The sequence below is a fragment of the Streptomyces sp. LS-MS-L19 genome, from assembly GCF_058382285.1.
In genome coordinates, this window is sequence record NZ_JBYCLL010000001.1 from 2,776,802 (window position 1) to 2,790,248 (window position 13,447).

Below are 13,447 nucleotides of genomic sequence, written 5' to 3' on the forward strand. Positions count from 1 at the left end.
TCGCTCTGACCGTGGCCGTTGCGTCCAGGTTCTACCCAGGGCCGTGACTCGCTTGCGGCCCCAAGGCCTGGCCCCTTGGGCCAGGCCGCGCTTTGCGCGGGCCCTTGATCGTTGCAAACTTGCGACTACGACGTGCTGAGATCCGCCTGACGGCCCAGGGCTCGCGAAACGCGGTGGGGCTGCCGATATGTGACCGTCAGCCCCGCTCGCCCAAAGGACGGGTACCGCCCTCTGACCTGCCTTTACAGCACCGGCAGGTTCTTCCGCAGCTCGAACGCCGTCACCTCGGACCGGTACTCCTCCCACTCCTGCCGCTTGTTGCGCAGGAAGAAGTCGAAGACGTGTTCGCCGAGGGTTTCGGCCACCAGGTCGCTGCGTTCCATCAGGGTCAGGGCCTCGCCCAGGTTCTGCGGGAGGGGTTCGATGCCCATCGCTCGGCGTTCGGCGTCCGAGAGGGCCCAGACGTCGTCCTCGGCGCCCGGCGGGAGCTCGTAGCCCTCTTCGATGCCCTTGAGGCCCGCGGCCAGCAGGACGGCGTAGGCCAGGTACGGGTTGGCGCCGGAGTCGAGCGAGCGGACCTCGATCCGCGCCGAGCCGGTCTTGCCGGGCTTGTACATCGGGACGCGGACCAGGGCCGAGCGGTTGTTGTGGCCCCAGCAGATGTAGGAGGGGGCCTCGCCGCCGGCGCCGGCGGTGCGCTCGGTGCCGCCCCAGATGCGCTTGTAGGAGTTGACCCACTGGTTGGTGACCGCGGAGATCTCCGCCGCGTGCTTGAGCAGGCCCGCGATGAAGGAGCGGCCGACCTTGGAGAGCTGGTACTCCGAGCCCGACTCGTAGAACGCGTTCCGGTCGCCCTCGAACAGGGACAGGTGGGTGTGCATGCCCGAGCCGGGGTGCTCGGAGAACGGCTTCGGCATGAAGGTCGCCTGCACGCCCTGCTCCAGCGCCACCTGCTTCATGACCAGGCGGAACGTCATGATGTTGTCCGCCGTGGAGAGCGCGTCGGCGTAGCGGAGGTCGATCTCCTGCTGGCCGGGGGCGCCCTCGTGGTGGGAGAACTCGACCGAGATGCCCATCGACTCCAGCATGGTGATCGCCTGGCGGCGGAAGTCCATGCCGATGTTCTGGGGGGTGTGGTCGAAGTAGCCGGAGTTGTCGGCCGGGGTGGGGCGCGAGCCGTCCAGCGGGCGGTCCTTCAGGAGGAAGAACTCGATCTCCGGGTGGGTGTAGAAGGTGAAGCCCAGGTCGGAGGTGCGGGCGAGGGCGCGCTTGAGGACGTAGCGCGGGTCCGCGAAGGACGGGCTGCCGTCCGGCATGAGGATGTCGCAGAACATCCGGGCCGTGCCGGGGGCCTCCGCGCGCCAGGGCAGGACCTGGAAAGTGGACGGGTCCGGCTTCGCGATCATGTCCGATTCGTATACGCGGGCGAATCCCTCGATCGCGGAGCCGTCGAAGCCGATGCCCTCGTCGAAGGCCTGTTCCAGCTCCGCCGGGGCCACGGCGACGGACTTGAGGAAGCCCAGCACGTCCGTGAACCACAGGCGTACGAACCGGATGTCGCGCTCCTCCAACGTCCGGAGCACGAACTCCTGCTGCTTGTCCATTGTCGACTTCCCCATCCTTGCTGGTCAGGCCGCCTGTCTCCGTGTCCCGCAGGAGGCGGTCGGGCACCTGAGCATCACACCACAACAGCGTTTCGTGCGCGTTGCCGACCTTGATCGCCCGGGGGATCCGGGAGTGAACGCCTCACGTCCGGCGGATGTGCCGCTCTGCCGCCCATCTTGCCTGCTCGGACTGACATACGTAATGCCCGGCCCGCCCCGTCTCACCCGGCGCCCCGGTTTCCTGTGGGCTCCCTACGAGAAGCCGCGCCCGCCCCACTACGATCAGCGGACCGATCGTCACCGTCCGCCCCGCCCCTTTCCCCCAGAAGGACACACCTCATGGGTTCCGCCAAGAAGAGCACCGCAGCGGCACGCAAGGCGCGCATAGAGGAGATGCGGCGAGCCGAACAGGCCCGCGCGCGCCGCAACCGGATCCTCATCGTCACCGCCAGCGTCATCGCCGTGGCCGGCCTGGTCGCCGGTACCGTCGCCCTCGTCCGCTCGCAGTCCGACGACAGCGGCACGGCGGCCGACGGCAAGGGCACGGGGCACTTCGTCACGGGCTCGGACGGCGTGAAGACCTGGAAGGGCACGCTGGGCCGTACGCATGTCGCCAAGACCGTGAACTACCCGATGGAGCCCCCGGTCGGCGGCGACCACAACCAGGTCTGGATGAACTGCAACGGGAACGTCTACGACAAGGCGATCAACAACATGAACGCCGTGCACTCCCTGGAGCACGGCGCGGTCTGGGTGACGTACACCAGCGCGGCCAAGAAGGCCGACGTCGACGCGCTCGCGGCGAAGGTGAAGAAGACGCCGTACACGCTGATGAGCCCGGACGACAAGCAGAAGGACCCGATCATGCTGTCGGCCTGGGGCCACCAGCGGACGGTGACGAGCGCCACCGACCCGAACGTCGACAAGTTCTTCGAGAAGTTCGTGCAGGGCCAGCAGACGCCCGAGCCGGGCGCGGCGTGCACGGGTGGTCTGTCGCAGTGAGGTTCGCGGGAGTGGCCGTGGCGGTGGCGGGCGTGCTCGTCGCGGCCGGCGCGATCACCTACGCCGTGGCCGAGGACGGCTCGGGGGACACGCCCACCGCCGACTCGGCCGACGCCGGGTTCGCGCGGGACATGGCCGTGCACCACCAGCAGGCCGTCGAGATGTCGTACATCGTGCGCGACCGCACCAAGGACGTCGAGGTGCGGCGGCTCGCCTACGACATCGCGCAGACGCAGGCCAACCAGCGCGGCATGCTGCTGGGCTGGCTGGATCTGTGGGGGCTGCCGAAGGTGTCGGCGGATCCGCCGATGACGTGGATGGGCATGGGTGACATGCCGTCGGCCGGCGAGGGTTCGCTGATGCCGGGCATGGCGACCGACAGCGAGATGAAGAAGCTGGGCACGCTGAACGGCAAGCAGGCCGAGATCTTCTACCTCCAGCTGATGACGGAGCATCACAAGGGCGGCATCCACATGGCGAAGGGCTGTGTGGACAAGTGCACGGTCGGGGTGGAGAAGCGGCTCGCGCAGGGGATGGTCGACGCGCAGCAGTCGGAGATCGACCTGATGGCGGGGATGCTGAAGGAGCGGGGCGCGAAGCCGGGATCATAGAGGGTTAACCCTCGAACGAGCCTTTTTCATTAGGTTAATTGGGCTCTTCTTGGCATGCGCATTCCCCGCGCATGAAGGGTTCGTCGCAAGAGTGGCCACACCGTCGAGTGATCACTCGCGACGAACCGCATCCAGGGGGTTCCATGAGATCCAACCGCGCCAAACTTCGCGCCGGAGTGAGCATGGCGGCGACACTGCCCATGCTCGCGGGCGCGCTGGCGCTCGGTATACCCGCGGCCCACGCCGCGGACAACCCGGCGCGTGACACGCTGGCCGGGACCAAGCCCGCGTGGGCCACGGCCAAGGCCGACAAGGGCGCCACCTCGGACAGCGCCAAGGTCTCCGCCCGGGTCTACCTCGCGGGCAAGGACGCCACCGGCCTCGCCGCCTACGCGAAGTCCGTGTCCGACCCGGACTCGGCGTCGTACGGCAAGTACCTGAGCGCCGCGCAGGCGCAGGCCCGCTTCGGCGCGACCAAGGCGCAGGTCGCCGCGGTCAAGTCCTGGCTGACGGCCGCCGGTCTGAAGGTCACCGACGTCACCGAGCACTACGTCGCCGTCAGCGGTGACGTGGCCGCCGTCGAGAAGGCCTTCGGGACCCAGCTGCACAACTACACCAAGGGCTCGAAGACCTACCGCGCGCCGGACAAGGCCGCGTCCGCGCCGGCCGGCCTCGACGGTGCCGTGCTGACCGTCACCGGCCTGGACAACGCGCCGCACAAGGCGAGCAGCAAGGACCAACTGCCGCCGCCGGACGCCGTGTTCAAGAACGCCGGGCCGTTCTCCTCGTACTACGGCTCGAACACCGCGAGCACGCTGCCGTCCGCCTACGGCTCGAAGATCCCGTACGCGATCAAGGGCTACACGGGCAAGCAGCTGCGTGCCGCGTACGGTGCCGGCACGTACACGGGCAAGGGGGTGCGCGTGGCCATCACCGACGCGTACGCCTCCCCGACCATCGCCTTCGACGCGGCCACGTACGCGAAGAAGAACGGTGACGCGGCCTACACCAGCGGCCAGTTGAAGCAGGTCCTGCCCAAGAACTACACGAAGACCGAGGAGTGCGGGGCGGCCGGCTGGTACGGCGAGGAGACCCTCGACGTCGAGGCCGTGCACGCGGTCGCGCCGGACGCGAACATCACCTACGTGGGTGCCGCGTCCTGCTACGACGACGATCTGCTCGACTCGCTCAGCAAGGTCGTCGACAACCACCTGGCCGACATCGTCTCCAACTCGTGGGGCGACATCGAGGCCAACCAGACGCCGGACCTCGCGGCCGCCTACGACCAGGTCTTCCAGTTCGGCGCGGTCGAGGGCATCGGCTTCTACTTCTCCTCCGGCGACAACGGCGACGAGGTCGCCAACACCGGCACGAAGCAGGTCGACACCCCGGCCAACTCGGCGTGGGTGACGGCGGTCGGCGGTACCTCCCTCGCCGTCGGCAAGGGCGACAAGTACCTGTGGGAGACCGGCTGGGGCACCGAGAAGGCCACGCTGTCCGCGGACGGCAAGAGCTGGACGAACTTCCCCGGCGCGTTCACCTCGGGTGCGGGCGGCGGCACCAGCAAGACGGTCGCCGAGCCCTTCTACCAGAAGGGTGTCGTCCCGAACGCGCTCGCCACGGCCAACAACGCCACGGGCAACCGCGTGGTCCCGGACATCTCCGCGATCGCCGACCCCAACACCGGCTTCCTGGTGGGGCAGACGCAGACCTTCCCCGACGGCTCGCAGCAGTACAGCGAGTACCGCATCGGCGGCACCTCGCTGGCCTCGCCGGTGATCGCGGCCGTGCAGGCGCTGGCGCAGCAGGCGCGGGGCGGCAAGGCCCTCGGGTTCGCCAACCCGTCGATCTACTCGAAGTACGGATCGCGGGTGTACCACGACGTCACGGACAACCCGACGGGCTCCGGACTCGCGGTGGCGCGCGTGGACTTCGCCAACAGCTATGACGCCACCGACGGGCTGCTGACCTCGGTCCGCTCCCTCGGCAAGGACAGCTCGCTGTCCGCGGTGAAGGGCTACGACGACGTGACGGGTGTGGGTACGCCCGCGAACGGCTACGTCCAGTCGTTCCGGTCGTTCAACCGGCGCTGACCCGGACACACGTCCGACAGGGCCCGGTCCCGGAGGTGAGAGCCCCGGGACCGGGCCCTCGTGTGTGTCCGGCCCACCCTCGTCAGGTGCGCGCCCGGCGGCCGGCCGTCGCGTGGATCACGAGACCCGCGACCAGCAGAAGGGCCCCGACGACCAGGAACGGGACCGGCGTGTACTCGTCGGTGCAGGCCTGCCCGCCGGAGATCGCGTGGCAGACCTCCCCGGGGCCGCCCCGGTTCAGGTACGCGAGGTAGAACACGGGCAGGGCCAGGCCCGACACGGCGCCCACGACCGCGCGTCGGGGGCCCCGGCGGGCCAGGGGCACCGCGGCCACCGCGGCGAGTACGAGGAAGGCCGCCCCCACCGTCAGGATCGCCGCCAGGCCGATGCCGGCGCAGGCGCCGACGAGGAGCCAGGCCAGGAACCAGCCCCAGTCCGCCGCGAGGTGCCCACCGTGGTCCCGAGTGCCGCTGATGCCGGTCATACCGTCTATTGAAGACAAGGTCATGACAATCCGGCAATGGGTGGTGCGCGTAAGGCCTCTCACACCCCCAGAGGCCATAGCGTCGCTCTGACGATTACACTGGATCCGTGCCTCAGTCGAACTTCTGGTCCATCTATCAGCACGGGTTCGCACGCGTCGCCGCGTGTACGGGTCACACCGTCATCGCGGACCCGCCCGCCAACGCCGAAGCGGTGCTGCGTCACGCGCGCCGGTGCTCCGAGGAGGGGGTCGCCGTCGCGGTCTTCCCGGAGCTGGGGCTGTGCGGTTACTCCATCGAGGACCTGCTGCTCCAGGACGCGCTGCTCGACGAGGTCGAGGCGGCGCTCGGGGAGGTCGTGGCCGGGTCGGCCGGGCTGCTGCCGGTGCTGGTCGTGGGCGCCCCGCTGCGCCACCGCAACCGGGTCTACAACTGCGCGGTGATCGTGCACCGCGGCCGGGTCCTCGGGGTCGTACCGAAGTCGTACCCGCCCAACTACCGCGAGTTCTACGAGCGTCGGCAGATCGGCGACGGCGCCGACGAGCGGGGCGGCTCGATCCGCGTCGGCGGCACGGCCGTACCGTTCGGCGTGGACCTGCTGTTCGAGGCCGGTGACGTCCCCGGTCTCGTGCTGCACGCGGAGATCTGCGAGGACATGTGGGTGCCGGTGCCGCCCAGCGCGGAGGCCGCGCTCGCCGGTGCGACGGTCCTGGTCAACCTCTCCGGCAGCCCCATCACGGTCGGCCGGGCCGAGGACCGCAAGCTGCTGTGCCGCTCGGCCTCCTCGCGCTGCCTCGCCGCCTACGTGTACGCGGCGGCCGGACTCGGCGAGTCGACCACCGACCTGTCCTGGGACGGGCAGGCGATGGTCTACGAGAACGGCGTGCTGCTGGCCGAGACCGAGCGGTTCCCGCAGGGGGACGAGTACGCGGTGGCCGACGTGGACCTCGACCTGCTGCGGCAGGAGCGGATGCGGATGGGCACGTTCGACGAGAACCGGCGGACCCATCAGGCCCGCACCGGTGACTTCCGCACGGTGTCCTTCGAGCTGGACCCGCCGACCGGCGACCTGGGGCTCAAGCGCCGCCTGGAGCGCTTCCCGTTCGTGCCCGCCGACGCCGACCGGCTCGCCCAGGACTGCTACGAGGCCTACAACATCCAGGTCGCCGGGCTCCAGCAGCGGCTCGCCGCGATCGGCGGCCCCAAGGTGGTCATCGGGGTGTCCGGCGGCCTCGACTCCACGCACGCGCTGATCGTGGCCGCGCGCGCGATGGACCGCGCCGGGCGCCCGCGCAGCGACATCCTGGCCTGGACCCTGCCCGGGTTCGCCACCAGCGACCACACCAAGGACAACGCCCACAAGCTGATGGCCGCGCTCGGGGTCACCGCGGCCGAGCTGGACATCACGCCGACCGCGCGGCTGATGCTGGAGGAGATGGGCCACCCGTTCGCGTCCGGGGAGCCGGTCTACGACGTGACCTTCGAGAACGTCCAGGCGGGCCTGCGCACCGACTACCTGTTCCGGCTCGCCAACCAGCGCGGCGGCATCGTGCTCGGCACCGGCGACCTCTCGGAGCTGGCGCTCGGCTGGTCGACGTACGGCGTGGGCGACCAGATGAGCCACTACAACGTCAACTCGGGCGTACCGAAGACGTTCATCCAGCATCTGATCCGCTGGGTCATCAGCAGCGGCCAGTTCGACGAGGAGACCGGGCGCATCCTCGCCGCGATCCTCGACACCGAGATCAGCCCGGAGCTGGTGCCGGGTGAGGAGATGCAGTCCACCGAGTCGAAGATCGGGCCGTACGCGCTGCACGACTTCACGCTCTTCCATGTGCTGCGGTACGGGTTCCGGCCGTCGAAGATCGCCTTCCTGGCGTGGCACGCGTGGCACGACGTGGAGGGCGGCGAGTGGCCTCCCGGCTTCCCCGAGGGCAAGCGCGGGACGTTCGACCTGCCGGAGATCCGGCGGTGGCTGGAGGTGTTCTGCAAGCGGTTCTTCGCGTTCGCGCAGTTCAAGCGGTCGGCGATGCCGAACGGGCCGAAGGTGTCGGCGGGGGGTTCGCTGTCGCCTCGCGGTGACTGGCGGGCACCGAGCGATGGCTCTGCGCGGGCGTGGCTGCGGGATCTGGAGCGGTTCGACTGAGCGGTGCGGGTCGGCGGGGCCGGTGCGGGTAGGTGGGGGTGCGCGTCCTTGGGGGCTGCGCCCCCAGACCCCCATCGGCCCGAGGGCCTCGTCCTCAAACGCCGGACGGGCTGGATTTACCTGACCGGCGTACTGCTGCGCCCAGCTTCACGCCCCGTCATCTCCGCGTCGAACGTCTCCTGCGCCACCCGCATCGCCTCCGCGTACTCCGGCATGCTCAGCCGCTTCCACATCTCCTCCTCCGGCACGTCCTCGACGTGGGCGACGACCCACCAGATGGTGCCGAAGGGGTCCTTGATCCGGCCGCCGCGCTGGCCGAAGGCGCTGTCGGAGAGGGGCGTGACCACGCGGGCGCCGGCCGCCAGTGCCCGGGTGAACGTCTCGTCCGCGTCGGGCACGAACACCCGCAGCAGGCTCGGCATGACCGGCCAGTCGGGGCTCCGGTCGAAGGCCAGGACGACCGTGTCGCCGATCCGGATCTCGCCGTGTCCGATCGCGCCGGACTCGGTGGCGACCCTGCCGAGTTCCACGCCGTCGAACACCTCGGTGACGAAGTCGAGGAAGGCTCCGGTGTCGTCGGTGACGACCCAGGGGGCGACGGTGGTGTAACCCTCCGGTGCGGCGCTGGTCTGCTCGGACATGTCGGCCCCTTCGTCGGTGTCGGACCCGCACGACGTTAGGCGGGCAGTAGGTCGGATTCCGTCCTACACGAGCGTCCTGAACGGAGGACGCCCCGCCGACTGGGGGAAGATCGGCGGGGCGGTTGGTGCCACGGTGGCTCCGAGGGGCCGCGGGCCCTAGTGCACGGAGTGCTCCTCCAGCGGGAAGGTCCCGCCGACGACGTCCTCCGCGAAGGCCTTCACCGCGCCGGTCATGACCTCGCGCAGGTTGGCGTACTGCTTGACGAACTTCGGGACCCGGCCGCCGGTGAGGCCGAGCATGTCGGTCCAGACGAGGACCTGGGCGTCGGTCTCGGGGCCGGCGCCGATGCCGACGGTCGGGATGTGCAGGACCCGGGTGACCTCGGCGGCGAGCTCCGCCGGGACGAGCTCCAGGACGACCGCGAAGGCGCCCGCGTCCTGGACGGCCTTGGCGTCCCGGAGCAGCTGCTGGGCCGCCTCCTCGCCGCGGCCCTGGACGCGGTAGCCCATGGCGTTGACGGACTGGGGGGTCAGGCCGATGTGGGCCATGACCGGGATGCCGGACTCGACGAGCAGCCGGATCTGTTCGTGGGAACGCTCGCCGCCCTCCAGCTTCACGGCGCCGACGCCCGCCTCCTTGACCAGCCGGGTCGCCGAGCGCAGGGCCTGCACCGGGCCCTCCTGGTAGGAGCCGAAGGGCAGGTCGCCGACGATCAGGGCGCGCGAGGTGCCGCGTACGACGGCCGCCGACAGCATGGTCATCTCGTCCATCGTGACGGGCACGGTGGTCTCGTAGCCGAGGTGACAGTTGCCCGCCGAGTCACCGACGAGCATCACGGGGATGCCGGCCTCGTCGAAGACGGAGGCGGTCGTGGCGTCGTAGGCGGTGAGCATGGGCCACTTCTCGCCGCGTTCCTTGGCGAGGGCGATGTCCCGGACAGTGATGCGGCGTGTGCCCTTCCCCCCGTACAGCGCCTTGCTGCCGTCGGAGGGCGTGGTGCGGGCAGCCGAAAGCTGCGTCATTGCAACGGCTCCTTACGTCATCTCGAGGCGCCCTGACGGCGTCCCCGGATCACCTCCATGGTGGCACCTCGTGCCAGTCAGGGCCAGGGGCGGTCGATGTGACCGTTCAGGCACACAGGCGCTCGGGCATCGCGGCACGTAAGGTCTCGGTAAAGAATTACGATACGAGACGGTGCCGTATCGGAAATCCTCTACGCTCGGCCGCATGACTACCGCAGTCCCTGACTCCCGGATCCCGGAAGCGGTGCACCGGCGCCGCTGGGCCATCCTCGGCGTACTGATGCTGAGCCTGCTGATCGTGGTGCTCGACAACTCGATCCTGAACGTCGCGATCAAGACGATCTCGACTCCGGCGCCGACCGGCCTGGGCGCCACCCAGAGCGAGCTGGAGTGGGCGATCAACGCCTACACCCTGGTCTTCGCCGGGCTCCTGTTCACCGCGGGGCTGCTCGGCGACCGGCTAGGCCGCAAGAAGGTGCTGCTGGGCGGCCTGGTGGTGTTCGGCGCCGGGTCCGCCCTGGCCGCCTTCTCCGGCTCGCCGGTCCAGCTGATCGCCTTCCGCGCGCTGATGGGCCTCGGCGCCGCCTTCGTCATGCCGGCCACGCTCGCCGTCCTGATGAACGTCTTCGAGCGCGAGGAGCAGCCCAAGGCCATCGGCATCTGGGCGGGTGGCGTGGGCCTCGCCATCGCGATCGGCCCCATCACCGGCGGGGTGCTCCTGGACCACTTCTGGTGGGGCTCGGTGTTCCTCATCAACGTGCCGATCGTGGTGCTCGCCCTGGTGCTGATGCTGTGGCTGGTGCCGGACTCCCGCGACCCGAACCCGGGGCGGATCGACCCCATCGGCGTGGTGCTGTCGGTCATCGGCCTGGTCCTGCTCGTCTACGGCATCATCAAGGGCGGCCAGCTCGCCGACTTCACGGACGCGACCGTGCTCGCGACCATCGGTGCCGGTCTCGCCGTCCTCGTCGCCTTCGTGGTGTTCGAGAAGCGCAGCGACCATCCGTCGATCGACATCACCTACTTCAAGAACAAGGTCTTCTCGGCCGCGATCGGCGCCATAGGGCTGGTCTTCTTCGCGCTGATGGGCGTGACCTTCTTCTCGGTGTTCTACACCCAGAGCGTGCGCGGCTACTCGCCGCTCCAGACCGGTCTGCTGATGCTGCCGCTGGCCGCCGCGCAGCTGATCTTCGCGCCGCGCGCCCGGCTGGTCGTGGACCGCTTCGGCAACAAGGCGACGACCACCGGCGGCATGCTGCTGATCGCCGCGATGCTGTCCGCGTTCGCCTTCCTGGAGGCGGACACGCCGATCTGGCTCCTCGAGGTGATCTTCTTCCTCATGGGCACCGGCATGGCGCACATCATGACCCCGACCAGCGTCGTCATCATGCAGGCCCTGCCGCGCGAGAAGGCGGGTTCCGCGTCCGCGCTCAGCAACACCTTCCGGCAGGTCGGCGGCGCGCTCGGCATCGCCGTCCTCGGCTCGGTGCTCTCCACGGCCTACCGCAGCGGCATCGAGTCCCACCTCGGGACCGTCCCGGCAGGCGTACGGCACACCGCGGGCGAGTCCATCGAGGCCACGCTCGGTGTCGCCGCGAAGCTCGGCCCCCGGGGTGACGCCCTGGTCGGTCCTGCCAACGACGCCTTCCTGCACGCGATGCACGTCACCGCGCTGTGGGGAGCCGGGGTGGCGGTGGTCGGCGCCGTGGTGGTGGCGCTGTACCTGCCGGGCAGGCCGACGGAGCCTCAGCGGGGGCCGGAGGAGCAGGAGTTGGTGGCCGCGGGCGAGTAGGGCGAGCCGGTGGCCGGATCCCGGCCGCCGGCACCGCCGTGTCCGAGGGACAATCACTTCATCCCACAGAGAGGACCAAGCGACGTGAGCGGCCTCGCCGAGAGTCAGTCCGGGCAGGCGGTCCCGGTGCGGGGCCGGCCCCGCAGTGAGGCCGTGGAGCGGTCCATCATCGAGGCCGTCATCAAGCTGCTGGAGGACGGCGTGCCGCTGGCGGAGCTGTCCATCGAGCGGATCGCCCGGACCGCGGGCGTCGGCAAGGCCACCATCTACCGCCGCTGGAACGGCAAGGAGGAGCTCTTCGTCGACGTCGTGCGCACCGCCGAGCCGCCGGATCCGGAACTGCCCGGCACCTCGATGCGCGACGATCTCGTGGCGCTCCTCGAACAGCTGCGCCAGCGTGGGCTGATGACCCGTTCGTCGGCGCTGCTGCACAGCGTCTTCGCACAGATGAAGAGCAGTCCGAAGGTGTGGGGCGCCTACCACACGATCGTCGTCGCGCCCCGGCGCCGGAAGCAGCTCGACATCCTGCGCCGGGGGCAGGCGAACGGCGAACTGCGCGCGGACATCGACATCGAGCTGCTCAACGACCTGTTCGTGGGGCCCATGTTGTTCCGCACCATCATGCTGCCGGGCTCCGCGCTCCCCGAGGGCCTGTCGGAGCAGATCGTCGACAGCGTCCTGGAAGGGCTACGGCCCGTCAGTTCGCGCGTGTCGTAGCACCCGTGTGCGCGTTTCGTCACAGAGGGCGCTTTCCCGGCCGGGATCCGGAACTCGGCGCGCCGACTTGTACGTCATCGCCCCCGTACGGTCGTCATGGGACGACGAGACGGGAGCCGATCATCCCCTAGGGTCGTACGGGGTGTCTGACACCCCTCCGGCAACGGGGTGAACGGTGTGCACGGCAGGTAGTGAGGCGACGGTATGGCGCAGCAGGCGTACGTGACGGAGACGGCGGACGGCGGCTCGGGACCCGAGCGTCAGAGAGGCCGGTTCCGGCGCCTGCTCGGCCGTACGGTGTCCGGCTGGCGCGGTGACAGAAGGATCTGGCGCCGCGGCATCGTGCTGGCCGCCCTGTCGGTGCTCGTCGCGCTGGTGATGCTGCTGCACGCGCAGATCCCGAACGCCGTGGGCAACCTGGGCAGTCTCACCGAGACCTTCCTGCCGTGGCTGGGCCTGTTCGTCCCGGTGCTGCTCCTGCTCGGCTTCCTGCGCAAGTCGGCGACCGCGCTGATCGCGGTGGTGCTGCCGGCGGCCGTGTGGCTGAACCTCTTCGGCGGGCTGCTGTCCGACAAGAACGGCACCGGTGGCGACCTCACGGTGGCCACGCACAACGTCAACGCCGAGAACGCCGACCCGGCCGGCACCGCCCGGGACGTGGCCGCCTCCGGCGCGGACGTGGTGGCCCTGGAGGAACTGACCGCCTCCGCGGTGCCGGTGTACGAGAAGGCGCTGGCGTCGACGTACAAGTACCACGCGGTCGAGGGCACGGTCGGGCTGTGGAGCAAGTACCCGCTGACCGGGGTGCGGGCCGTCGACATCAAGCTGGGCTGGACCCGGGCGATGCGGGCCACGGTGACCGCCCCGGACGGCCAGGTCGCGGTGTACGTGGCTCATCTGCCGTCCGTACGGGTGAAGATGGAGGCCGGGTTCACCGCCCGCCAGCGCGACACCAGCGCCGACGCGCTGGGCGAGGCGATCGCCGACGAGAAGCTGCCCCGCAAGATCCTGCTCGGCGACCTCAACGGCACGATGAACGACCGCGCGCTGAACGCGGTCACCTCCCAGATGCGGTCCACGCAGGGCGCGGCGGGCAGCGGCTTCGGGTTCAGCTGGCCGGCGTCGTTCCCGATGGCGCGGATCGACCAGATCATGGTGCAGGGCGTGGAGCCGGTGAGCTCGTGGACGCTGCCCGAGACCGGCAGCGACCATCTGCCGGTGGCGGCGCGTGTGAACCTCGCCACCTCCTCGTAACCCGGGGGAAGCCTGGGGCGGGCGCGTTTGTTCCGTAACTGAACATAAGCTAGGTACGGAACTCCGCTCACCCCTTCGAAAG

Annotated in this window: 11 protein-coding genes; 7 read left to right on the forward strand and 4 right to left on the reverse strand. The window is 69.9% G+C overall.

The window, feature by feature from the left end:
- Positions 1 to 242 precede the first annotated feature (242 nt).
- Positions 243 to 1,604 carry a type I glutamate--ammonia ligase gene (gene glnA, locus AC2XR2_RS12290; protein WP_330267401.1) on the reverse strand — a complete coding sequence of 454 codons (1,362 nt, stop codon included), beginning with the start codon at positions 1,602 to 1,604 and terminating at the stop codon, positions 243 to 245.
- Positions 1,605 to 1,943: 339 nt separating this feature from the next.
- Between glnA and AC2XR2_RS12295 the strand changes: the two genes are divergently transcribed.
- The 3 genes from AC2XR2_RS12295 (at position 1,944) to AC2XR2_RS12305 (ending at position 5,310) form a co-directional block, all read left to right on the forward strand.
- Complete coding sequence (locus tag AC2XR2_RS12295; RefSeq protein WP_449353417.1) at positions 1,944 to 2,606, forward strand: thioredoxin-like domain-containing protein; 663 nt, start codon at positions 1,944 to 1,946, stop codon at positions 2,604 to 2,606.
- 11 nt (positions 2,607 to 2,617) lie between these two features.
- Positions 2,618 to 3,217, forward strand: coding sequence for a DUF305 domain-containing protein (locus AC2XR2_RS12300; protein ID WP_381301868.1), 600 nt, complete (start codon positions 2,618 to 2,620; stop codon positions 3,215 to 3,217).
- Between the two features lie 143 nt (positions 3,218 to 3,360).
- Positions 3,361 to 5,310: a S53 family peptidase gene (locus AC2XR2_RS12305; RefSeq protein WP_381301786.1), complete on the forward strand. Its 1,950-nt coding sequence runs from the start codon at positions 3,361 to 3,363 to the stop codon at positions 5,308 to 5,310.
- A gap of 82 nt (positions 5,311 to 5,392) precedes the next feature.
- On the opposite strand, the gene AC2XR2_RS12310 is transcribed toward AC2XR2_RS12305, so the two are convergent.
- Positions 5,393 to 5,794 (reverse strand): hypothetical protein, encoded by a 402-nt coding sequence (locus AC2XR2_RS12310; protein ID WP_381301784.1) that lies wholly within the window; start codon positions 5,792 to 5,794, stop codon positions 5,393 to 5,395.
- 107 nt (positions 5,795 to 5,901) lie between these two features.
- Here AC2XR2_RS12310 and AC2XR2_RS12315 point away from each other — a divergent pair, with 107 nt between their 5' ends.
- On the forward strand, positions 5,902 to 7,938 hold the full coding sequence (locus AC2XR2_RS12315; protein WP_381301783.1) for an NAD(+) synthase: 2,037 nt from the start codon (positions 5,902 to 5,904) through the stop codon (positions 7,936 to 7,938).
- 116 nt (positions 7,939 to 8,054) lie between these two features.
- Here AC2XR2_RS12315 and AC2XR2_RS12320 read toward each other — a convergent pair whose 3' ends face one another.
- Complete coding sequence (locus tag AC2XR2_RS12320) at positions 8,055 to 8,579, reverse strand: VOC family protein (RefSeq protein WP_491515032.1); 525 nt, start codon at positions 8,577 to 8,579, stop codon at positions 8,055 to 8,057.
- Between the two features lie 156 nt (positions 8,580 to 8,735).
- Positions 8,736 to 9,602: a 3-methyl-2-oxobutanoate hydroxymethyltransferase gene (panB, locus tag AC2XR2_RS12325; protein ID WP_330267394.1), complete on the reverse strand. Its 867-nt coding sequence runs from the start codon at positions 9,600 to 9,602 to the stop codon at positions 8,736 to 8,738.
- 205 nt (positions 9,603 to 9,807) lie between these two features.
- Between panB and AC2XR2_RS12330 the strand changes: the two genes are divergently transcribed.
- The 3 genes from AC2XR2_RS12330 (at position 9,808) to AC2XR2_RS12340 (ending at position 13,365) form a co-directional block, all read left to right on the forward strand.
- Entirely contained in the window at positions 9,808 to 11,394 is a 1,587-nt protein-coding gene (locus tag AC2XR2_RS12330) for an MFS transporter (RefSeq protein WP_449353414.1), read from the forward strand.
- 84 nt (positions 11,395 to 11,478) lie between these two features.
- A complete protein-coding gene (locus tag AC2XR2_RS12335; RefSeq protein WP_491515033.1) occupies positions 11,479 to 12,111 on the forward strand; it encodes a TetR/AcrR family transcriptional regulator in 633 nt (210 codons plus the stop codon).
- A gap of 204 nt (positions 12,112 to 12,315) precedes the next feature.
- Positions 12,316 to 13,365, forward strand: a complete 1,050-nt coding sequence (locus tag AC2XR2_RS12340; protein WP_330267391.1) for an endonuclease/exonuclease/phosphatase family protein — start codon at positions 12,316 to 12,318, stop codon at positions 13,363 to 13,365.
- The last annotated feature ends 82 nt before the right edge of the window (positions 13,366 to 13,447 follow it).